The sequence below is a fragment of the Ruegeria sp. BHSA123 genome (genome assembly GCF_059613425.1).
Genome location: NZ_JBXWSL010000043.1, coordinates 1 through 21,824, shown reverse-complemented (window position 1 = coordinate 21,824; position 21,824 = coordinate 1). Strand labels below are relative to the sequence as shown.

Below are 21,824 nucleotides of genomic sequence, written 5' to 3'. Positions count from 1 at the left end.
CCAAACCTCCAATGGTGGTTCGGTGGATGCGGTTGACGATACCGCGAACCGGAGAGCGAACCTGCGCTCGTGCAGCCCGGTCGCGTAGGGCTGGCAAGGCGGGTTGCAAAGCCGCCAGTTCCGCAGTTGCAATAGCCAATTCAGTAAGTGCAGCGCTTCGAAATCGGCTATGAGCAGCTTGAATCCGATCGTCGATTTCATCCAAACCAGTTTGCAACCTGTTGGTCACGGCTTCGGCCCGGACCTTGCGACCGCGCCACTCAGCCTCGCTGCGCCGCAACGCCAGCAATGTTGTCGCAGGTTCCATTTGCCGCTCAACAAGCGGAGCAATGATTGCACGCTCCTCCCCAAGTACATTTAGGGTTTCTTCTGCCGTCACCTGATCCACTACACCTTCTTCGTGTTCTCGCTGCTTTTGTTCACGCTGACGTTCCAAAATTGCGATTTCTGCCGCCAGCTCTGCTTGTCGACCCTGATACAATGCAGTTTCCGAACGCACGACACTGGGTGCACCTTCGATCAGCTGCGCATCGAAACTTAATTGTGTTCCATCAATTTCTGCCTGCAAACGTTGTGCACGGGCTTGCAGCCCGAAAGCGCGCTGTTGTTCCTGGCTAAGTTGGCTGTCGATTTGTGTGGCGTCCAGTTCCATCAACAATGCCCCTTTGTCGACCAACTGGCCTTCGCGCACATGAAGCGACCGCAGCACGCCGGGCTCGGCGGCGTCGATCTCCTGTATGTCTCCCGAAGGCACGATCCGCCCATCGACGCGCGTTACGTCATCCAACTCGGTCAAATGTGCCCACAACCCGGCCGAGACAATACAGGACAGGATCAACAGCAAGAGCAATGAACCACGAACGGGAGAGCGCCCCTGCATTTCGCGCGCCAACTTCGCCAGATCAGGATGCTGCGACATTCAAGTGCCTCCCTTTCTGGCGCATGTGCTGCGTCAGTAAGCTCTTGGGTCCATCAGCTGCGATTTTTCCGTTTTCCAGAACGATAACCCTGTCCACAAGCTCCAGCAGGCTGGTTCTGTGCGTTACAATGACCAGGGTTGATCCGGAGGTTGACGTACTCAGGCGTTGAACCAGTTGGGCTTCGGTTTTGACGTCCATCGCACTGGTTGGCTCATCAAAAAGCAAAACCGGAGGACGCCCGACAAGTGCCCTTGCAAGGGCGATTGCTTGCCGTTGACCCCCGGAAAGCCCCTCACCGCGTTCCGCGAGTTGAAGGTCATAGCCCGACGGATGGCTGTTCACGAATTCTTCGACACCGGCAATACGACCGGCTTCGACTATATCGCAATCTCTGGGTCGGACTGCACCGCTGGCGATATTCTCCCGGACAGACCCCGAAAAAAGCCAGACATCCTGCAGGACAGATCCAATATTGCGCCGCAAGTCACCTGGGTCGATCTGACGTATGTCGAGCCCATCGATCATGACCGAGCCTACTCGTGGCGTGTAAAGCCCCAATAGCAGGCGCGCAATCGTGCTTTTCCCGCATCCGATTTGACCTAGAATTGCGACTTTCTCACCAGGCATTATAGTGAAAGACACGCCTCGCAGGGTATCTTCGCTTTGGTCAGAATACGAAAAACACACGTTATTAAAGGCAATTGCCCCTTTGAAATCAGATCGGGTCAGCCATGTGCGCCCCTCCGGGCGTTCGCTTTCTGCGTGCATTAGCGCATTGAGGTTGCGATAGGCGCATCTGGCCTGGTTTGCGCGCGTCAAAGTCTGCGCCAGTTGACCCAGAGGGGCCAACGCCCGTCCAGTCAACATTACCGAAGCGACCAGGGCACCCATGCTGGCCTGCCCGTCAGTGATCAGAAAAACACCAAGAAATACAACAAGCACTTGCGCGGCCTGTTGGGTGAAACCGGTCAGGTTCAGGGCAAATTGCGTGACAGTCCGGCTTCGCGCACCATGCGCTGATTGCTGTTCGATGGCCTGTTCCCATCGTGCGCGCATTTTTCGGCCTGCTGCCGTTGTTTTAATGGTTTCAAGTCCCGAGACAGCCTCAACCAGAACTGATTGCTTGGACTGCCCGTCGGACAGGCTTCGTTCCGCCATCCTTGATAAAACTGGTTGCACCGCCAAACCTGTCAGGAGCACCACCGGTACGGCCAGTGCAGGGATCAAAGCCAGTTGTCCGCCCACCAGAAAGATCGCCAGGATAAACAATCCAATGAACGGCAGGTCGACAACGGCCACCAGCGTCGCGGATGTAAAGAACTCTCGCAGAGTTTCAAATTCGCGAATGGTGCTGGTCATGGCACCGGTAGACCCCGTGCGCGATTTCATCTGGATGTTCAGCAACTGGTCGAAAATGCGCCGGCCCATCAACAAGTCGGCTTTCTGCCCGGCCTTGTCGATAAACCCCGCCCGCAGCAACTTGAGGGTAAAGTCAAAACACAGTGCCAACGCCACACCCACGGTCAAAGCGATCAGCGACTCCGTTGCTTCGTTGGGCAATACCCGGTCATAGACCACCATGATGAATACGGACGTGGACAAACCAAGAAGATTTGCCAGCGCCGCTGCTAGCGCGACCTAAATGTATGACCACCGGTTTGCGGTTAGTGCGTTCCAGAACCAGTGACCGCCATGTGAACCGGACACCCCCAATGCTTCGCCGTCGTGATGGCGCCGGAACAGGATTGCGTAACCGGTATAACAGGCTGCCAGCCTGTCTTCAGAAATCTCACCGACACCTTCGCCTAACTCTGGGTCGAAGACCAATAAAGTACCCTTCTGCCTTCGTCCGTGAAAGACAACGGCTTTACCCTCTGCCAACAGCAACAGGGTGGGTGTCAGATTGTTATCCAAATCGGAAAGGCGCTTTGCCCCATACCCCGCCTGCATACCCGCCTTTTGCGCGAGGGTGAGAATGTCCCGTATTGTCAGATCCCCGTCTGCGCCACTTTGCGCCGCGTGCAGCGCCGCGAGACTCAATGGCCGTTCAAGTGCCGACGAGATATTCAACAGACAGGCTTCAAACGGTGTAAGCAGCGAAGCATTGGGGGCAGGGTCGGATGCGTTCATTGCGTATTGCCCCAGTCGCCCAATGAAACCCCGAGCAGGTCGAGTATGTCCCCAGTCAGGCTTAGGGCTGCATAATTGGTCAGAAAGTAGCTCTGTTCCGCAAGGATCAAACGTTCCTGAGCATTAACGTAGTCCCGCTGTGCATCCAGAATTTCAATGAGGCTACGACGACCGATCGAAAATTGTTCGCGGGAAGCTACGACATTTTCCGCGTTAGCCTCCACGGCAATCCGGGCTTCTCGTAACCGATCGGCACCCGCTTTTTGATCCGAACGGATAAAACCCAATTCTCGCGTTATTTCGCGGATAAGCTGCTCGCGCGCAAACTCGGTCTCTTTGACCAGCGATTCCGCCGCTGCTATTGCAGCGCGGCGCTGGCCGGTGCTGTCCAGCTCGTAATTGAAAGAAAGATCCACTCCAAAGTTCGCGTCACGATTGTTATTCTGGTTCGCGAATGCGGCGACCCTGACATCAGGGCTGCGACGCGCATGCGCTGCGGACCATTCTGCCTTGGCAGCAAGTAGGCTTGCATCGGACCGCCGAACCTGAGGGCTGTTCATTATGATCTGCATGTCACTTCTTTCCAGTCCAGGTGCCGGAACTGGTGCAGAAAGAGCGCCGGGCTCATCCCCGAAAACCTCGCGGAATCGCGCTTCGGCGCGGTCTGTTCGCGCATGCGCATCAGCCAGCTTTGTGCGCGCATCGGACATGCGCGACCGGGCTGCCAGAACGTCGGCACTCGAACCGACACCGTTTTCTGTTCGGTCGGTTATCTGGCGAACAAGCTCTTCATGTGTTAGAACATTCTGTGCTGCGATGCTTCGAATCTTTCGTTGATCGAGGACAAGTACATAGGTCTCGATAGCTGCGAGAGCAGTGGATGAGGCTGTTTGAATCTGATCGCCTCTGCTTTCCAAGACACGTGCCCGCGCAGCGGTCAGATCCCCTGAGGACGCCCCTCCGTCATAGACCAATTGTGAAACCCTCACATACGGCGATACATCCGCTACATCTGAGGCAATCCTTTCAGATCGTGCGTTTAGCCCCAGCGAAATCTCCGGGAGAAAAGCGCCTTCAGCTGCGTCTTGTTTGGCTTTCGCGATGCCCATTCTGGATTTGACTTGCGCCAGGTTGGGGCTGTTCTCGACCGCCTTTTTCACCCGCTGCCCGAAGGCGCTGTGGCTGAGTGTTTTTGATGGTTTTGTTGCCCTGGCACCGGCTGTTTGGGCTGCAAAGGACATCGCAACTGGCGTCAAATCGGGCGGGCGGGTGCAGGCGGAAATCGAGACCAAAAGCAGACTGAGCGTGACAAGATGCAGTGAATACTCATTAAATCGCATACTGACCCTCCTGCCACCGATGGTCCAGTAGGCTTTCTTTTTGTTGGGCGGCGGCCAGCGCTTCTAGAAAATCTGAAGCATCAGATCGTACGCTTTGCGACGACCCGTTGACCAATTGTTCGGCGCGCAATTGAGCGGTCGATAGCCACGAAAAATGGGTCAAGGAAACTTGGTGGGCATATATGAGGCGCAGGCCACCGTTCATGGCGAGCAATGACAGATGCGCTGAAGGAACTTGCTGCAAGGCACCCACGTTGACACCAAAGTAACCGTCGAGGCTTTCGTCCGTTTGTGCGCAGGCGAGTGGAGAAAAAAGCCCCATACCGGCTATCGTACGGCACAATTGATATGTGTTCTCCAGTGATGCTGTGAGAGTGTGAAAGAACGCTTGGACTTTTTGCAGTTCCGGCCCCAACTCTCCGGTTTTGTCAAAGAACGGCTCATCTTCGGGGTTGTCGGTAACCAAGTCCAAGCTTTCGTTGACAAGCAAGTCAAACTCCCCCTCACCGATTTTATCGTGAAGTTCAGGTGGCAGGAATTGAAACGGTGCACATCGCAGTGCAGAAGGAACATAGCTTGCACGCCAATCCCCTTCCGCTGACACGAATGGCGTCGGTTTGTCTGGTGTCATCGATAAGATTGCGACAGGGTAAAATCCCCGGTCGGATTTCAAAAATGCGATTGGAAAAGTGGCTGCTGCCTGAAGAATCTCTGCCTCTGCCACCGGGCAGTCGACTATATCGTGCGCGAATTCGAACGACGTGTAACGTTTCCAGAACCGATGACCATGTCGTAATCGTGTGATCGGGGTTAAGCCATTCTTTGCCATAACTGCCTCATGAAAATGATGGGCGCCAATTTGTTTCGAAGCCGCGTCAGGCGGTCGCGCCGGTTGGGTCGGTGTGTATGATGTTGTCCGCGGTCAAGCCGCTGAGATCGCCCAAACCATGGAAAGTGGCGAGGGTTTCGACGTTGGCGTCGCCTGGTGTCACGAAATCAACTTTGATCAGAACACTGTCCGTTCCGTCCGTTGCCATCACATAGAGCTCATCACCTGTAGATGCCCCGGCAAGGCTTTCTACAGCCGTTTCGAGTGTAACGGCATTGAGGTCCGCAAGAACGGTATCGAGGCCTACAAATCCAGTATCTATGCCCAATGTGCCACCGACAGAAAGCAGTTCGAAACCCGTACCATCACCGCGGAGCGTGGCGACATTCAGTCCGCTGAACATTAGGGCGTCGGTTACATCTGCTGCAGACCCAATTGTGAAACCGGTTATGCTGTCTACGCCATTGTTATTAGGGTCGGCTTCAAAGACAACGACGTCCCGCCCAGCTTCGGTGATGTCAATACTATCATCGCCACCACCGCCACGAATGATTGTATCCGTGTTTGCCGCGGTTAGGATGTCATTGCCATTGGTGCCAAACTGAATTGCAACAGGGCCACCTTCAGGTGATTTTATCGTTAACTCAATGGGTTGAGCAGCGTCCTGTACTGTCATCGTGAAGGTGACAAGAGGTTGGGACAAATCAGAAAAAACAGTCGCCGCCCCAGCGAAGTTGATGATGTCACCTGTGCCTGGGTTTGCCAGGAACAAATCAAACGCGCTGTGTTCCGTGTCTGATCCAATGTCGAATGTGGCAACGGCTGAGTCGAACTCAAGCTCCGCTGTAAAAGCCAGGCCACCAGAGATGTCACGATTTGCATCGGCATAAATGGCAAACGTTACGGTTGACCCACTGCGCCCGACTTCAGAGATCACGTAGGCAGCTGGCTCATGAGCAACCGCCTGATCCGATACAGGAAAGGGATCTGGTCCCCCTGCAACAGTTGCCTGGGCAGAGAAAATAAGATCATCCCCAGCCTCTATGGCGGCGAAATCTGACGACGCGACAGCCAGTGTCCAGGATCCGTCCGCGGTTACTGTCGCGCTACCGACGGAACTGCCGTTCAGCAAGACATCCACGACCTGGCCGTTTGAAAGCCCGGCAGAGGAACCGCTGACAGTAATGCCTGACAGCTTGGCGTCGGCAAGGGCCACTGCGTTGTTTACGCCGATATCGTCCAGCATCAGAACAGGCCGAAAGTCCGTCGTTACCGAACTGCTTGCCGCAACCGAGCTGTTGCCGGCAATATCGTCAACTGTTGCGGAGATGGTGTGGTTTGTTCCGTCGGACAGCGCGCCTAGGTCGCTGGCTGGCACAGTGATCGCCCAGGTTCCGCCCGATGCAATACCGGTATAGGTTTGCCCGCCAAACGTGACAGACACTGTTTGGCCATCTTCGGAGGTCGTCGTGCCTGAAATTGTCAGGTCTGTAGCTTGTTCCGTTACATCCAATACGGAGCCAACCGGCAAACTGTCGATCGTGATTGCTGGCGCCGTAAAATCGGTTGTAAAACTTGTCGAGGTTTGGTTGCCATTCCCAGCCGCGTCGGAAACAGAAGCCGTGACGTGGTAGGTGCTCGCATCCTGAAGCCCTGATAGCTCCGCCGATGTGGCTGTGTAGGTCCAGACACCACCGGTTACCGTTGCGGTACCGCTTATATCTACTGTTCCGTCTGCGCGCGCGACCTCCACGGTAATGACCGTTCCATCCTGAGCGTCTGAGGTTCCCGAGACAATCAGGTCGGTACCTTGCTCAGCAGCGTTCATAACAGTGCCGTCAGAAATACCGGTTATTCCCAGGGTAGGGGGTGTGAAATCGGACGTGAAACTGTTGCTGGCCTGTGACGCCGGATTTCCTGCGGCATCCGAAACGTCAGCCGTGACCGTCACGGTGGCGGCATCAGAGAGGGCCGCAAGGTCAGCAACAGGGACAACTGAGCTCCAAGACCCTCCGGCTGCTGTAGCACTGTAAGATTGACCGTTCAAAGTGACGGTCACGACTTGACCGTCTTCGGCCGACGTTGCGCCCGATATTGTCAGGTCCACCGCCTTTTCGGCAGCATTCATGAATGCGCCGGTCGAGAATGTGTCGCTGCTGAGGGTTGGTGCTGTGACGTCTTTCAATAGTGTCACATCAGCCTGAGGGGCTGTCAGCCCGTTTGCGTCGCTGACATCTGCGGTGATCTGAAAGCTGCCTCCGTCGGCCAAAGATGCCAGATCACCGGCTGAGACAGTAACAGTCCATGTTCCGCCCGTCACTGTCGAGGTATATGTTTGACCATCCAGTCTGACGGTGACTTGCTGGCCATCTTCGACATTGGCGGTTGTCCCGCTGATAGCCAAGCTTGCCGCGGCTTCAGCGGCGTTGAGAACTGCGCCGACGGAAAGCGGAGATATCGAAATTGAGGGACCGGTCAGGTCCACAGGTACAGTAACAAGAATCGGCGCGGCCGGGTTGCCAGCGATATCCTCGACCGCCACAACAACTGCAGCAGGTGTTCCGGTGGATAGACTGCCGAGGTCGGAATTGGGGATCGTGACAGTCCAGTTTCCGCCTGTCGCAGCACCAGTGTACACCTGACCGTCGAACGTGACGATGATGGTTTGCCCGTCTTCGGCCGTGGTGGAACCCGTTAAGGTTAAGCCACCAGCCACATCAATCAGGTCAATTGATCCACCCGCAACTGGATCCAGAGAAACACTTGGCGCGGTGAAATCCGTATCAAAGCTTCCGCTGGCCTGTGCGGCCGGGTTTCCAGCTGCGTCAGTCACGTCTGCCGTTACATTTACGATTGCGCCGTCAGGTAAGGCGCTAAGGTCAACCGCCGGGACGGTTACGCTCCACTGTCCACCGGAAACTGTACCGGAATAGCTTTGCCCGTTCAGTGAAACCGTTACGATTTGCCCGTCTTCAGCATCAGTTACACCGGTGACCGTCAGGTCGGTGGCCTGTTCGGCCAGGTTGAGTACCGGCCCGTCAGAAAATCCGGTGATTGACAGGCTTGGCGGGACCGTATCGATGTCAAACTGAACGGATTGTGTCGACAGCTCAGCCCCCGACCCATCCACGTTCCTGATGGTCACCGTCGACACCCCCTGTGGAAGCGCGCTGGCCTCGGCGGCTGTCAGAGAGATGCTCCAACTGCCATCGGGGTTGGGTGTCACGGTTATCACCAGTGACCCTATTGTGACTTCGATGGTCGCAGTCCCTTCGGGAGCGATGGCGTTGGTGCTGACATTGTTCAGTGCAGTGGATTGCAGCTCGGCGAGGTTGAGGCTTGTGTATGTCGGCATGGGTTCGGATACGACGGGGCTGTCTTCACCGCCACCGCCGCCACCTCCTGCGGCCGCAGCCGCCCCGGCCAGACCCAATCCGCCCAACGCCGCGCCGGCACCACTGATGCCGCCTGCGGACGCGCCTGCTTCCACAGCGCTGAACTGGGCAATCTCCTGAACCGCATTCTCAGCGATCATGATGGCACCGCTGTCCAGGATCTGGACGTTTTCAGCCGCCACAATCATTGTGCGGCCATCGGCCATTTTTAGAAGAACATCCCCATTCTTCAACAACTTGACAGAGCGAACGCCTGGAATGGTTTCCGCGAATTGAAAAGCATACAGTTCTTCAATTGTGGCTTGTGATAACGCGGGCAAGGCCATCAAAGTTGAAATCAACCCACCGGCAGCGCCGCGCCCTGCCCAGCGACCAAGTTTTCCATCGATCCACTGACGAATGTGTTGCTTGCGGTCCGTTTCCGAAGGTTCAGCCGCCGGACGGTTGTTGAACTCTGGTGCTTTGGTCATCTTACCCTCACATGTGGTTTCCGCGATCACCGAAAAGGAAGACATGTCGCGCTGATAACGGCTGGCTCATCTGTCTTTCCCGCTGGTTACTGTTGCGATCGAAAGTGAAAAATTGAGTTAATCTGAAATCGAACTTCTCGTTTTCACCACAATTCCGCTTTTGTTTCGGTCCGTGCATCAGGTCATCTTTTGGTCAAGGCCAGGGGTGGCGCAGGAGGTGTGGCTGTGATGCTTCAATTCGAAGGTGTGGTGGCAACGGGGAGCGCGGCGCTCGATTCAGGTATCGGCGATACGGCTTTAAAAACGCTTAACGGAACCACGTATCTTTATACCGTCGCCGGACCGGGCGGCGGCGTCGCGGTCTGGAGGCTGGTCGAGGGCGCGATGCCTCAACTGGTCGACACGGAATATTACAGCGGCACAATCACGTTTCACGTTGGTCGCAGTGGTACACCAATAACGCTGGCGGGAACCGAACAACTTGTACTGGATGTGAATATGGCGGTCGGGTTGGTCGGATATGACCTAAACCCGGATGGCACCCTGGACACCCTTACTGAAACCGGATCTCTGACGGGAGGCGGAGATATCTCGGCCATTGTTCAAGTGTCGATCGGGCCCATGGATGTTCTAGCAATGGCTCATGAAGAAACGGGTCAAATCGGGACATATCTTGTTAATCAGGACGGAACGCTGAGCCTTGCTGGCCTTGTTGCTGGCTCTAGTGGCGCGATGCAGACGTTGCGCGCAGGAACAGACCATTTCCTGATCTCAAGTGATGCGGTCAGCAATACAGTCTCAACTTTTCGGGTCGACAGCATTTCCGGTCAGTTGACCGAGATTGACAACAGTTCAGCCCTCGGAACCCTTGGAATCTCGACTCCGACAGCCATCGAAACGATCGAGGCCTACGGCAAGCCCTGGGTAATCGTGGCGGGTGCAGGCAGCAACTCGCTCAGTGTGCTTCAATTGAACGCTGACGGCAGCCTGAGCGCCACAGACCATATTCTGGATTCGCTCACGACCCGCTTTGAATCAGTGCAGGACCTTGAGGTCGTGGACATCAACGGGCGCGTATTCGTCGTGGCGGGTGGCGGCGACGATGGGCTTACATTGTTCACGCTGACTCCGGAAGGCCAGCTGGTTTATCTGGACAGTTTCGCCGACACTTTGACTAGTGGATTGCAGAATGTTGGATCGCTGAGCATTGCACATGTCGGCAATGAGTTGCAGATTCTGGTTACGTCGCAACAAGACGCTGGAGTCACTGTAATTTCGGTTCCTGTCGATGATCTGGGGATCGTGGACAAAGGGTTTGGAACAGTGTCGGGGACGACCTCAGACGACATGCTGAGCGGCAGTATTCTGGATACCACCCTGATTGGCGGAGATGGCGATGACATACTGATAGCCGGAACAGGTGCTACGACTATGTCAGGTGGGGCAGGGGCCGACATTTTCGTGATGCAGTCGGGCAGCGGTCTGACCACGATCACGGATTTTCAACCGGGTGTGGACCGTCTGGACATGTTCGACTATTTGCTGTTGCGGTCCCCTCAGCAACTGACCTTTACCAGCACCACTCAAGGGGCGCGGATAGAGTATCGGGGCGAGGTGGTGCAGGTTCAGTCTGCTTCGGGTGGATCGCTGACCAGTACCGATATTTTCGGGGCCGGGTTTGAAGGCCCCGATCACATTCCGGTTGATTTTGGTGATTTCGGCGGTTTGACGCCCGACAGTTCGGATGGCGTGCTTGGGCCAATCACTGTGGACAGCCAATCTGCAAATCCCGGATTGTCGGATGCAGAGATCAAGTTCACTCCTGACGGTGGTGGCACGGTATCTGTCACGGCTGACGATCAGGGGCAATTTGATTTGGACCTTCCGGATGGCACTTTCCCCGGAAGACTGGACGTCGTCAAACATTATTCAACGGCGAGCAAAGAGATCGACGCCCTGGATGCCTTGCAAGTGTTACGCATTTCGGTTGGCCTCGATCCGACATGGGGACCTGCCGATGCGGAGAACTTGATCGCGGCGGATATCAATCAAGATGGAACCATCAATGCCCTGGATGCACTGGCGATCTTGCAGGTGGCCGTTGGGCAAACCACTGCGCATGAACCTCAATGGGTCTTTTTGGATTCAGATGCGGACTTGTCGGGAATTACAAAAAGCAACGTTGATTATCAGACTGGAATGGATGTTGTTGCCATAGACGGGGTGATAACCGCCGATATGACGTCCATATTGCTCGGCAACCTCGAAGCGGCATGAATTGAATTGAACGGTGCTGCAACTCAGTCATTGCAAGCCTTCCGCTTGGACCGCAATGTTGGCCCTAGATACACAAACACAAAAGGACAGGCCATGAATCGTCTTTCGGAACGCAGAGATTTTGCCATCGCGGTCTGTGAAGAAGCTGGGGTGATTGCAGAGAAATACTTCTTGGACAGGAGTAATCTGGTCATCGATCAAAAAGGTGCTCAGGACTGGGTGAGTGAGGCGGACAAAAACGTCGAAACCTTCATTCGCCAAAAGATCATGGATGCCTGGCCGCAAGACGGGATATTTGGCGAAGAACACGGCGCTGCCACCGGTGAGAGCGGGTTTGACTGGGTGATTGATCCAATTGATGGAACTACGAATTTCGTCAATGGCATACCGGTATGGACGATTGTTCTGGCCGGTGTCACCGAAGGGCGCACTGCGGTCGGTGTGATCCGGGATCCGAATATGGACGAAACCTTTGTGGCAACACGTGGAGAGGGCGCGACACTGAACGGTTCACCGATACACGTGGCCTCTGGGGTTGCTCTTCAGGACGGGACGGTTTCTGTGGGGTATTCGAACCGGATCGAAACTCGCCACGTCGTGCCGGTGGTCGCAGCGCTGATCGAGCGCGGTTCCATGTTTCACAGAAACGCCAGTGGTGCATTGTCATTGGCCTATGTCGCAGCCGGGCGACTTCTGGGTTATGTGGAAGAACACATGAACGCTTGGGATTGTCTGGCTGGGCAATTGTTGGTTACGGAAGCGGGTGGTGTTGTCGAAGATCAAGACGCCGACGCGATGATCCGCGACGGTGGGCGTGTGATCGTCGGAACGCCAGATGTATTTGAAAGCTTGCTGGAAATCGCAGAGAACGCTTGGGGTGCTTAACGTCTAGGCCATTGATAACCAAGTGGAATAAGGTCGTAGATTTGTCAGGCTTGCCTGCCAATAATGGCCTTGTGACGGTTGATCGTACTGGCGGTTAATCGGATTTCCAGAAAGTTCACACCACAACAATGTACCGACCGCGCCATGTGTAACGATTGCGAGGTCTCCGGCTCCATGGGCACGAATGATCTCCGACACTGCACGACGAATGCGCCTCTGAGCATCGGCCGCAGTTTCCCAACCGCGAAAGCTAATGTCCGGCTGGGCAAAGAATGCGTCGGCGGCCGCCTCGAACTTTTCCCGTGGCAGGAAACCTGTGGCACTCCGATCATTCTCGCCAAGATCCGGGTGGAAATATAAGGGCAACCCCAAGGGCGCAGCCAGAATCTCACCAGTGTCGCGAGCCTTTCGTTCGCTGCTGGCCCAGATATGGCTGACATTGGCCATAGCTTCACTGGCGGCAAAGGATGCGGCGCGCCAGCGACCTGTCGTGCTCAGACCCCATTCCGTAATGGGGGTATCCGGATCAATAACGACCTCGGGGTGAGTGATGATCAGTAAATTCGGCATCTAGTCAGGCAGAAGTACCGGTCCTTTGCCCGCAAACCCCATCCTGATTTCGGTACCCGGTGCAAGCGGTGCATCAACATCATCGTGGACCGCAAAAACCTGACCAAATGCGCCGGTCAGCGTGTATTCCATCCGCACGCCAACATAGGTTGCCTTGGCCACTGTAGCGGCGATGCCGTAATCAGAACCAATCACAAGGCGCGAGGGTCGTACAGCGATGGTCGCGGCCCCATTGGTCAAACCCCGACGCGGCAGAGTGTGACGGTATCCTTCGATCTCGATCGTTGCAATATCTCCGTCAGTTGCAATGATTTGACAGTTGAGCAGGTTTGCCTCGCCTATGAAATCGGCAACAAACCGGTCATTCGGGGCATCATAAAGCTCGCGAGGTGTACCCATCTGAGCGATCGCGGCGTTCCGCATCACAACAATCTCGTCCGAGACGGCCAGGGCCTCTTCCTGATCGTGGGTGACATAGACAACCGTCAATCCAAGGTCTTGCTGAATGGCCCGGATATCCTCGCGCACCTGGCGTCGCAGCTTGGCATCAAGGTTGGATAGCGGCTCGTCAAACAGCAGAACCTGTGGTTCAAGAACCAGCGCTCGCGCGACGGCGACACGTTGTTGCTGACCACCCGAGAGTTCGGAGGGAAGGCGATTGTCGAACCCCTTGAGCCCTACCAATTGCAAGCCATGCAAGGCGCGGCTGCGAGCCTCATCCTTGGCAAAGCCCGAGAATGTGAGGCCGTACATCACGTTCTCCAGCACGCTCATGTGGGGAAACAGCGCGTATGATTGAAACACCATTGATACGTCGCGATCTGTTGCGGGCAGTTTGGTGACGTCCCGGTCGCCAATCATAATCTTGCCAGAGCTTGCCATTTCTAACCCGGCGATCATGCGCAACGTCGTTGTTTTCCCACAGCCTGACGGACCAAGCAGCGTGACCAGTTTTCCCGCTTCGACATGAAGGTTAATGTTATCAACAGCCACAACGTTTTTGCCGAACACTTTCGACACGTTCTCGAACCGTACCGGCGCGGCCTTGGATTGCAGGCTCATGTCAAAATCTCCTAAACATTGGTGCGTGACTGCGTCATCCGACGCCCGATCTGAGTGCGACCAACGATCAGCTGCATCAACGCAACAACTGCCAGCATCACGAAGATAAGCGTCGTCGAATACGCAATGGCTAGACCATAGTCGTTATTCTCGACCCGCCCGATAATATAGCTGGTTGCCATGTCGTATTCGGCACTGACCAGAAAGATCACAGCCGAGATCGCCGTCATCGCACGGACAAAACTGTAAACAAGTGCGGCCAGTATCGCGGGGCGTAGCAGCGGCAGAATGATACGACGAAATGTCTGCCACGAGTTTGCACCAAGGGTCAGCGACGATTCATCAAGACTGCGGTCAAGTTGCGACATGCTGGCGATGCCCGCACGGACCCCAACCGGCATGTTGCGGAATATGAAGCTGATAACAAGGATAACGCCTGTGCCGGTTATTTCGATTGGCGGAACGTTGAAGGCAAGAATATAGCTGACACCAATCACCGTACCGGGGATAGCAAAGGACAGCATGGTTCCAAACTCGAAAGTGTTCTTTCCTGCAAAGCTCTGCCGGGTCAACAGGTAAGCCGTTACCAGCCCAACCGCCGCCGTCAGAGGTGCAGCAATTGCCGCAATGGTTATGGTGGTCCAGAAGCTGTCCCAAGCAGCGCCGGTCCAACGAATGCCCTCTTCTTCAAATCGAACAGAGAATGCAGTGACGTAGTGCTTTAGGGTCAGGGAGTTATTGACACCCCAAAGCTCGACCACACTGCCGTAGATGATCATTGCATAGACAATGATCGTGAACACCGCCCAGCCAAGGGCGAATACCAGCACGGGAACAGAAAGGCCTGTCGGCATCAAAGGGTGCACGCCTGCGTCGCCTTTGCCTGTTACGGTTGTATAGCTTTTCTTACCCAGCCAAACACGCTGTGCGTAAAAGGCCGAAAGGGTGAAAAACAGCAATACCATGGCCAGAACGGCGGCCCGTCCTTGGTCGTATTGCGCCCCTACGATGGCAAAGAAAATCTCGGTCGATAGAACGTCGAAATTCCCACCCAGAACAAGTGGGTTTCCGAAGTCGGCCATACTTTCGATGAAGCCCAAAAGAAATGCATTGGCAAGTCCGGGGCGCATCAGAGGCAGGGACACTGTCTTGAACGTTTGCCACCTGCTGGCGCGGAGAGTCTGTGCCGCTTCCTCCATAGATGGCGAGACGCCTTCCACCACGCCGATTAGAACGAGGAATGCAATGGGTGTGAACGCAAGGGCCTGTGCGATGAATATGCCTGGCATTCCGTACAGCCAGCGCGTTGGCTGCGTGCCGAACAGATCGGCGACGAACCGTGTGACTGAGCCTGACAGGCCAAAAAGCAGGATCAGCGCGAGCCCAATCACAAATGGCGGGGTGATGATTGGAAGAACAGTCAAAGCCCGCAGCATGCGCTTGTAGCGGAAACCCGAGCGGGTCACGACCAGTGCAAAGCACAAACCCAGGGCCGTCGTGACGAAGCCAACCAGGATGGCGAGAAACAGCGAGTTCCATGCCGCGCCGCACCTGGCGCCATAAAAACACCCCAACCCCCAAAGCCGGCCATCAAAGAACTTTGAGAAGAAGACAGCAATCGAATATGCGCCATCTTCAGTGACGAAAGCAGCGAACAGCATCTTGGCGATCGGAAAAAAGACAAAGACGGTGACGATAGTAATCACACCGCCAATCGCACTGACAACAAAGACGTCACCGTTGATGGCACCTCTTGCCGCAATGCCTTGGGTCAACAGGAACAGAAAGCTTGATGCGCAAATCATTGCACCATAGCCCATGCCGAACTGGCGATCGCCAAGTTCACCAAAATAGGCTACCAACCAATTGAAATTGAAACCCCTGATGCCAATCCCGAAGCCCTGTGCGATCAACCAGCCGAAGCCGAGTGCACCGGAAAGGATCAGAACACGGGCATAGAGCGGGTCAGATTTCGCTCGTTTCAACACCAGAAGGGGTAAGGTCAGGGCGATCAACAGCGGGGCAAGCCAAAGCTTCTCACCCTGTGCGATCAGGAATGCAGCGGGGGCATAATCTTCGTCAAACGGGTAGCCGTCAAAAAGCCATTCGAATGACCACAGGCCGCCGTCGACCATATACCACGGCAGCAGGCAAAACCCGGCCCACCCGGCGATGACCCAAAAGATCAGAACCGGGCGGGTCTTTTTTGAAGTCTGGTCAGTCATTTACTGCGGCAGAACCGAAACCTCTTCGTCCCATTTCTGCAACAGACGTTTCCGTTCGTCTGAGGAACCATACTTTTTGAAGTCATAGTCAATCAGCTTGATCTGGCTCATGTCAGGCGCGCTTTCCGATGTTTCCGCGCTCTTGTTCGATGGCACCTGAAACGCGCTGACCTGAAGAGCAAGGTTCTGCGCCTCGGGCGACAGTGCCCAGTCATAGAACTTCTTCGCCTCTTCCTCGTTGCGGGCGCCTTCAATTATGGACATCGAGCCAATTTCGTATCCCGTACCCTCGCACGGCGCGACGACCTTGATCGGGAAACCCGATACGGCCTGCTTTACCGCATCATGCATGAAGACGATGCCAATCGTGTTCTCGCCACGACCGGCTGCTTTGATTGGTGCCGATCCGGATTTGGTATACTGGTTGATATTCGAATGCAGGCCTTTCATGAACTCAAAACCTTCATCCTCGCCAAAGATCTGCACCATCGAGGCCAGCGTCGTATAGGCCGTACCAGACGAGTTCGGGTTGGCCATCTGAACGTGGCCCTTGTATTCAGGCTTTAGCAGGTCTTTCCAACAGGCGGGTTCAGGCAGGTTGTTGGCCGCCAGCAAGTCTGCGTTATAGCCATACCCAAGTGCGCCGGAATAGATACCTATCGTTCTGTTTCCGGCACTCTCGGCCTGGGAAATCGCCCAATCATGAAGCTGGTCGCGCATTGGCGACATGTATTCCATTGTCAGGCCCTCTTCAGCGGCCTGCAAATGCGGGTCACCCGTGCCGCCCCACCACACGTCTCCTTTCGGGTTTGAGCTTTCGGCACGGATTTGAGCAAAAGTTTCACCTGACGACTTACGCGTCATGTTGACGTCGATGCCCGTCGCATCTTCGAAGCTACGCGCCATGAGTTGGCACCAGTCTTCCTGCGCGGAGCAATAGAGTGTCAGCTTGTCCGCCTGCGCTGCCGACATAGATGCGGCTATTGCAATCAGCGACCCGACGGCCGTGGATGTAAGTTTTTTCATTATCATTCCTCCCTTTGGTTATTTTGCGCCCAGTATTTTTTGTTTTGTCATGCGCTTTCTCATCCAGCTTTTCGAAGCTTGTTAATGACAGACTGGGCGTTCTGATTGCCCGTCAGATTTTTCAGAATACTTGAGAGATCTCTTTCTTCCACCAGCTTTGCCGCTTTCCCTGGTGAAAACCAGTGACGCGTCCGTTCGTCCCGTTCTTTCCAACGCCGTTTCAACTTTTCAACGACCATGGGATAGAGAGTAACGCGGCAGCGAACGCTACTCGCGCCCTCAAAGCGCTTGTCATAGAAAAAATGACCAATTGGCTGTTTCGAGATTGCCCCGACAGCACCTGCTTCTTCCAGTGCTTCAATTTCAGCGGCATGCCAGGGTTTCTTTCCTTCCATCAACCAACCTTTTGGGATGACCCACCGCCCTGTATCGCGCGAAGTCACCATCAGAACGTGCAGTTTTCCATCCCTGTCCCAGCGCATCGGAAGTGCTGCAATCTGATCAGTTATGTTGCCGTCGCTCATGCTGCCCTCAATGACACGGTATCAAAAGCGCACCCAGAATAGCCTTCACTCGTTAACGGTGGTCCTTAGGTTTTCACTTTGAACCGGTTCAATTCATCATTCTTGCTTTGCGCTTTGGACTCTTCCGAATTGTCACAACCTACTGAGGGTTATGCAACAAAAATTATTGCATTATGCCCGAAATCCCACAAAAGTGGGGTTTGAAACCTGATTGGGTTGTTGGATGTCCAAAACGAAAACACGTGCCAAAACGATTGAGAAGGGACGGGGTAGGGTAAAGAAATCCGACCGGCGCCAGCAAATATTGCTGGAGTTGAAGCTTCGCCCGCACGTTCGCATCAATGAATTGGCCCAGCGTTTCAACGTCTCTAACGAGACGGTGCGCAGGGATTTCGACGCTCTGTCGAATGACGGCCTGATCGCACGCGCGCACGGAGGGGCATCTGCCCCGGCACAAGGGCATTATCCAGGTCTGGACGAGCGGGCCAACGCGCGAATTGAGGAGCGCGAACGCATAGGAATCAGCGCGGCGGGGCTGGTGCGCGATGGTGAAACGGTCATGATCGATTCCGGTTCGACCACAATCGAGATGGCCCGTGCATTGGCTTATCTCGGCACTCCTTGCACAGTGATTACAAATTCTATTCCGGTGGCAATGACCCTCGGCCATGGGGCTGCCGAGGTTCTGCTTTGTCCAGGAGAATATCTGGCAACCGAATCTGCGACGATCGGAACCGAAACGCTGGAATTCCTGTCTCGGTTCAATGTCGACAGATGCATGATCGGCTCATCAGGTTTTTCGGTCGAAGGCCCTTCAGAAACCGTGCGCGGCTTTGCGGCTGTCAAAAGAATGATGCTGACGCGCGCAGCAAATCGACATCTTTTAATCGATTCAGGGAAATTTGGCCGTAAAGGCCTGTCTCAGGTCGGAGACCTGACCAACCTGGATTCCATAGTTTCCGACACGAAACCAACAGGAGAGTTGCTTAACGCGATCAACGGTGCCGAGGTCGATGTTCTCGTCGCCCCGTAATCACTGAAATGAATGACGAACAGCGGACTGCAAAAAGACCGCGCATAACTGGGAGGAAAACATGAAGATAGACATCAGATTATTGGTTGGGGCATCGGCAATTGCGCTCATGTCGCTTTCCGGGACAGTTTCGGCGCAAGATTGCCCTAGGGGTGATCTGGACGAGCGGTTTTGCGACGTCGACGGGGATTTGATTGCGGATATCCCCACAGATTCTTCCCAGCTAATTGATCCTGACACCCTGATTTTTGCCTATACACCGGTCGAAGACCCAGCCGTATACAAAACCGCGTGGTCAGACTTTCTAGAGCATCTGAAGGCTGAGACAGGCAAGGATGTGGTCTTTTTTCCGGTCCAAAACAACGCCGCCCAGATCGAGGCGATGCGGTCGGGACGCCTGCATATTGCGGGCTTCAACACCGGGTCCAACCCACTGGCAGTAAACTGTGCCGGGTTCCGACCGTTTACGATTATGGCCTCAAAAGACGGTAACTTCGGTTATGAAATGGAGATCATCACCTACCCAGGCTCGGGCATCGAAAAGGTTGAGGATATCAAAGGTAAGCAACTTGCCTTCACGTCACCCACGTCCAACTCGGGCTTCAAAGCACCGTCGGCGATCCTGAAAAGTGACTTTGATCTTCTGCCCGATCGCGACTTCGAACCCGTCTATTCGGGAAAGCACGACAACTCGATCCTTGGTGTGGCGAACAAGGACTATCCAGCGGCATCGATTGCAAATTCGGTAAAGGCACGGATGATTTTGCGGGATGTGATCAAGGAGGAAGATGTTGTTACGATTTACAAATCGCAGACCTTTCCAACCACCGGATTTGGCACTGTCTACAACCTGACGCCCGAATTGCAGGAGAAAATCCGCAATGCTTTCTTCAACTTCGAGTGGGAAGGGACGACGCTTGAAGCAGAGTTTTCCAAGTCGAACGAGGGCCAATTTCTGGAGATGACTTACCAGGAATTCTGGGACGTCATTCGGAAAATTGACGCGGCAAACGGCGTCTCCTACGCCTGCCAATAAGCCTTGCTTAATCAGGCGGGCCTGAAAAGGCCCGCTATCCACCCTAATCGGGGGCATTTTATGCTGCGTCTTCAAAAGCTGACGAAAACCTACAAGACCGGAGATCAGGCACTGAAGGCCATCGATCTTGAGGTGCCCAAAGGGCAGGTGCTTGCACTGATCGGGCCCTCGGGTGCGGGAAAATCGACGATGATCCGCTGCATCAACCGTTTGGTTGAGCCTACAAGCGGCGGTGTTCTTCTGGATGACATGAACCTGACCAAACTCGGGTCGGGTGCGTTGCGGAAAGCACGCCGCGAAATGGGTATGATCTTTCAGGAATATGCTCTGGTTGAACGCCTCACCGTGATGGAAAACGTATTGTCCGGTCGGTTGGGGTATGTCGGTTTCTGGCGCAGCTTTCTGCGGCGGTATCCGCAGTCCGATGTGGACGAGGCTTTCCGCCTTCTGGACCGCGTGGGACTGTTGCATATGGCTGACAAACGCGCGGACGAGTTGTCGGGTGGTCAACGCCAAAGGGTCGGTATCTGCCGCGCCCTGATCCAGAACCCAAAGTTGTTGCTGGTCGATGAACCGACCGCGTCGCTGGATCCGAAAACCAGTCGTCAGATCATGCGGCTGATCACCGAGCTGTGTCAGGAGCGTGGGCTGGCGGCCATTATCAACATCCATGACGTGGCACTAGCCCAGATGTTTGTTCCCCGTGTCGTAGGCCTCCGCTTTGGCGAAATCGTTTTTGATGGTCTCCCAACAGGGCTCACCCCGGAAAAGCTGACCGAGATTTACGGCGAGGAAGACTGGGAAGCGACCATCGAAAAAGTGGATGAGGATGAAGATGTCGAGGCCGCAGAATGAGCCATAGAGAACTTGACGACATGCTGGGAAAAGGTTGGCGCAAACCGGCCTTTATCAAAAACACGTTGCTGCGCAGGGCATTGATACTTGGGTTTTTCGCTTACCTGATCGCGGCTTTCATGACCATCGATGTTGATTGGGGAAGGGTCTATGAGGGACTGGACAGGGGATGGGCGTTCGTCCTTGCCTTTACCAGCCCCGATTTCATTTCACGGTGGTCAGATATCTGGGCCGGCCTTCTGGAAAGCATTGTGATGACCGTGGCCGCGTCGGTTGTTGGTATCCTGATTTCGATCCCGATTGGATTGGGGGCTGCACGTAATATCGCCCCGTTGCCAATCTACATAATTTGCCGCGGCATTGTCGCGTTAAGCCGGGCACTGCAGGAGATTATCGTTGCTATTTTGCTTGTGGCCATTTTCGGATTTGGCCCGCTGGCAGGATTTCTGACGCTGTCCTTCGCGACAATTGGATTTCTTTCCAAGCTCTTGGCTGAAGATATCGAGGCGATGGACAAAGTTCAGGCAGAGGCGATCCAGGCCTCTGGTGCAAGATGGCTGCAATGGATCAACTACGGGGTTCAGCCTCAGATCATGCCTAGGCTTGTGGGTCTTTCCATGTACCGGATCGATATCAATTTCCGGGAAAGCGCTATTCTCGGGCTGGTGGGGGCAGGCGGCATTGGCGCGACACTGAACACTGCGTTTGATCGATATGAATATGACACGGCAGCCGCCATTCTGATCCTTATCATCGGGATCGTCATGGCCCTTGAATACCTTTCGGGGATTATCCGCGCGAGGGTTCAGTAATGCCGGTTCTTGAACGCGACGATACACAAATCTGGCGCAGGCGGACGACGGGCCAAAGCCTGGTTCGCTGGTTTGGCTGGCTTCTGGGCGTAGCGATTTTTGTCTACTGTTGGCAGCTCATTTCAGAATCGACAACCTGGTTTTTTGTCTGGGACGCGCCCCGTATCGCCAACGATATATGGACCCGAGCAACGCCGCCCAAATGGGACTATATCACCAAGTTGGGTCGCCCGATCTGGGATACCCTGAACATTGCTACTCTGGGCACGATCATCGCTCTGTGCTTGGCTGTGCCGGTTGCCTTTTTGGCGGCCCGCAACACTACTCCGTCGGCGTTGTTCATCCGCCCCATTGCCTTGTTGGTCATTGTCTCGACCCGCTCAATCAACTCGCTGATCTGGGCGCTGCTATTGATCGCTATCATTGGACCGGGCG

At 54.9% G+C, this 21,824-nt stretch carries 17 protein-coding genes and 1 pseudogene; 7 read left to right on the top strand and 11 right to left on the bottom strand.

Features of this window, described 5'->3' with window-relative positions; translation table 11 throughout:
• From AC2FNC_RS16010 to AC2FNC_RS15985, 6 genes and pseudogenes are all read right to left on the bottom strand, one after another.
• The coding region (locus AC2FNC_RS16010; RefSeq protein WP_496715882.1) for an HlyD family secretion protein at positions 1–919 on the bottom strand (919 nt) is incomplete at its 3' end.
• Positions 903–2,546: pseudogene (locus AC2FNC_RS16005) on the bottom strand (type I secretion system permease/ATPase); the annotation flags it as partial. The pseudogene AC2FNC_RS16005 and the gene AC2FNC_RS16010, both read right to left, overlap by 17 nt.
• 12 nt (positions 2,547–2,558) lie before the next feature.
• Positions 2,559–3,050 (bottom strand): cysteine peptidase family C39 domain-containing protein, encoded by a 492-nt coding sequence (locus tag AC2FNC_RS16000; protein WP_496715881.1) that lies wholly within the window; start codon positions 3,048–3,050, stop codon positions 2,559–2,561.
• Positions 3,047–4,390 (bottom strand): TolC family protein, encoded by a 1,344-nt coding sequence (locus AC2FNC_RS15995; RefSeq protein ID WP_496715880.1) that lies wholly within the window; start codon positions 4,388–4,390, stop codon positions 3,047–3,049. The genes AC2FNC_RS16000 and AC2FNC_RS15995 overlap by 4 nt, the downstream gene beginning before the upstream one ends.
• On the bottom strand, positions 4,380–5,219 hold the full coding sequence (locus AC2FNC_RS15990) for a SapC family protein (protein ID WP_496715878.1): 840 nt from the start codon (positions 5,217–5,219) through the stop codon (positions 4,380–4,382). Before AC2FNC_RS15990 ends, AC2FNC_RS15995 begins: the two co-directional genes overlap by 11 nt.
• A gap of 46 nt (positions 5,220–5,265) precedes the next feature.
• Positions 5,266–9,084 carry an Ig-like domain-containing protein gene (locus AC2FNC_RS15985; protein ID WP_496715877.1) on the bottom strand — a complete coding sequence of 1,273 codons (3,819 nt, stop codon included), beginning with the start codon at positions 9,082–9,084 and terminating at the stop codon, positions 5,266–5,268.
• Positions 9,085–9,312: 228 nt separating this feature from the next.
• Between AC2FNC_RS15985 and AC2FNC_RS15980 the strand changes: the two genes are divergently transcribed.
• Both AC2FNC_RS15980 and AC2FNC_RS15975 read left to right on the top strand, forming a co-directional pair.
• On the top strand, positions 9,313–11,361 hold the full coding sequence (locus tag AC2FNC_RS15980; RefSeq protein WP_496715884.1) for a dockerin type I domain-containing protein: 2,049 nt from the start codon (positions 9,313–9,315) through the stop codon (positions 11,359–11,361).
• Between the two features lie 93 nt (positions 11,362–11,454).
• Entirely contained in the window at positions 11,455–12,246 is a 792-nt protein-coding gene (locus tag AC2FNC_RS15975; RefSeq protein ID WP_480554943.1) for an inositol monophosphatase family protein, read from the top strand.
• A gap of 3 nt (positions 12,247–12,249) precedes the next feature.
• Here AC2FNC_RS15975 and AC2FNC_RS15970 read toward each other — a convergent pair whose 3' ends face one another.
• The 5 genes from AC2FNC_RS15970 to AC2FNC_RS15950 are packed head-to-tail and all read right to left on the bottom strand — an operon-like array spanning position 12,250 to position 17,653.
• On the bottom strand, positions 12,250–12,816 hold the full coding sequence (locus AC2FNC_RS15970; RefSeq protein WP_480519952.1) for a histidine phosphatase family protein: 567 nt from the start codon (positions 12,814–12,816) through the stop codon (positions 12,250–12,252).
• Positions 12,817–13,878 carry an ABC transporter ATP-binding protein gene (locus AC2FNC_RS15965; RefSeq protein ID WP_496715876.1) on the bottom strand — a complete coding sequence of 354 codons (1,062 nt, stop codon included), beginning with the start codon at positions 13,876–13,878 and terminating at the stop codon, positions 12,817–12,819. It abuts the gene before it with no gap.
• 11 nt (positions 13,879–13,889) lie between these two features.
• On the bottom strand, positions 13,890–16,103 hold the full coding sequence (locus tag AC2FNC_RS15960) for an ABC transporter permease (protein ID WP_496715875.1): 2,214 nt from the start codon (positions 16,101–16,103) through the stop codon (positions 13,890–13,892).
• Positions 16,104–17,129 (bottom strand): ABC transporter substrate-binding protein, encoded by a 1,026-nt coding sequence (locus AC2FNC_RS15955; RefSeq protein ID WP_480554948.1) that lies wholly within the window; start codon positions 17,127–17,129, stop codon positions 16,104–16,106.
• A gap of 59 nt (positions 17,130–17,188) precedes the next feature.
• Entirely contained in the window at positions 17,189–17,653 is a 465-nt protein-coding gene (locus tag AC2FNC_RS15950) for an NUDIX hydrolase (protein ID WP_496715874.1), read from the bottom strand.
• A gap of 223 nt (positions 17,654–17,876) precedes the next feature.
• Here AC2FNC_RS15950 and AC2FNC_RS15945 point away from each other — a divergent pair, with 223 nt between their 5' ends.
• The 5 genes from AC2FNC_RS15945 to AC2FNC_RS15925 all read left to right on the top strand — a co-directional run.
• Entirely contained in the window at positions 17,877–18,686 is an 810-nt protein-coding gene (locus AC2FNC_RS15945; protein ID WP_496715873.1) for a DeoR/GlpR family DNA-binding transcription regulator, read from the top strand.
• Positions 18,687–18,747: 61 nt separating this feature from the next.
• The gene (phnD, locus tag AC2FNC_RS15940) at positions 18,748–19,722 is read left to right on the top strand and encodes a phosphate/phosphite/phosphonate ABC transporter substrate-binding protein (protein WP_496715871.1); all 975 of its coding nucleotides are present in this window, start codon (positions 18,748–18,750) and stop codon (positions 19,720–19,722) included.
• A 60-nt stretch (positions 19,723–19,782) separates the two neighbouring features.
• Positions 19,783–20,577 (top strand): phosphonate ABC transporter ATP-binding protein, encoded by a 795-nt coding sequence (gene phnC, locus AC2FNC_RS15935; protein WP_496715870.1) that lies wholly within the window; start codon positions 19,783–19,785, stop codon positions 20,575–20,577.
• Positions 20,574–21,389, top strand: coding sequence for a phosphonate ABC transporter, permease protein PhnE (gene phnE / locus AC2FNC_RS15930; protein WP_480477270.1), 816 nt, complete (start codon positions 20,574–20,576; stop codon positions 21,387–21,389). Before phnC ends, phnE begins: the two co-directional genes overlap by 4 nt.
• On the top strand, positions 21,389–21,824 hold a 436-nt coding region (locus tag AC2FNC_RS15925; RefSeq protein WP_496715868.1), incomplete at its 3' end, for a PhnE/PtxC family ABC transporter permease. The genes phnE and AC2FNC_RS15925, both read left to right, overlap by 1 nt.

What these genes read in the sequence shown, in the direction of transcription:
- AC2FNC_RS16000 (WP_496715881.1), bottom strand. Translation starts at nt 3,050, where the DNA reads ATGAACGCATCCGACCCTGCCCCCAATGCTTCGCTGCTTACACCGTTT.
- AC2FNC_RS15995 (WP_496715880.1), bottom strand. Translation starts at nt 4,390, where the DNA reads ATGCGATTTAATGAGTATTCACTGCATCTTGTCACGCTCAGTCTGCTT.
- AC2FNC_RS15990 (WP_496715878.1), bottom strand. Translation starts at nt 5,219, where the DNA reads ATGGCAAAGAATGGCTTAACCCCGATCACACGATTACGACATGGTCAT.
- AC2FNC_RS15985 (WP_496715877.1), bottom strand. Translation starts at nt 9,084, where the DNA reads ATGACCAAAGCACCAGAGTTCAACAACCGTCCGGCGGCTGAACCTTCG.
- AC2FNC_RS15980 (WP_496715884.1), top strand. Translation starts at nt 9,313, where the DNA reads ATGCTTCAATTCGAAGGTGTGGTGGCAACGGGGAGCGCGGCGCTCGAT.
- AC2FNC_RS15975 (WP_480554943.1), top strand. Translation starts at nt 11,455, where the DNA reads ATGAATCGTCTTTCGGAACGCAGAGATTTTGCCATCGCGGTCTGTGAA.
- AC2FNC_RS15970 (WP_480519952.1), bottom strand. Translation starts at nt 12,816, where the DNA reads ATGCCGAATTTACTGATCATCACTCACCCCGAGGTCGTTATTGATCCG.
- AC2FNC_RS15965 (WP_496715876.1), bottom strand. Translation starts at nt 13,878, where the DNA reads ATGAGCCTGCAATCCAAGGCCGCGCCGGTACGGTTCGAGAACGTGTCG.
- AC2FNC_RS15960 (WP_496715875.1), bottom strand. Translation starts at nt 16,103, where the DNA reads ATGACTGACCAGACTTCAAAAAAGACCCGCCCGGTTCTGATCTTTTGG.
- AC2FNC_RS15955 (WP_480554948.1), bottom strand. Translation starts at nt 17,129, where the DNA reads ATGAAAAAACTTACATCCACGGCCGTCGGGTCGCTGATTGCAATAGCC.
- AC2FNC_RS15950 (WP_496715874.1), bottom strand. Translation starts at nt 17,653, where the DNA reads ATGAGCGACGGCAACATAACTGATCAGATTGCAGCACTTCCGATGCGC.
- AC2FNC_RS15945 (WP_496715873.1), top strand. Translation starts at nt 17,877, where the DNA reads ATGTCCAAAACGAAAACACGTGCCAAAACGATTGAGAAGGGACGGGGT.
- phnD (WP_496715871.1), top strand. Translation starts at nt 18,748, where the DNA reads ATGAAGATAGACATCAGATTATTGGTTGGGGCATCGGCAATTGCGCTC.
- phnC (WP_496715870.1), top strand. Translation starts at nt 19,783, where the DNA reads ATGCTGCGTCTTCAAAAGCTGACGAAAACCTACAAGACCGGAGATCAG.
- phnE (WP_480477270.1), top strand. Translation starts at nt 20,574, where the DNA reads ATGAGCCATAGAGAACTTGACGACATGCTGGGAAAAGGTTGGCGCAAA.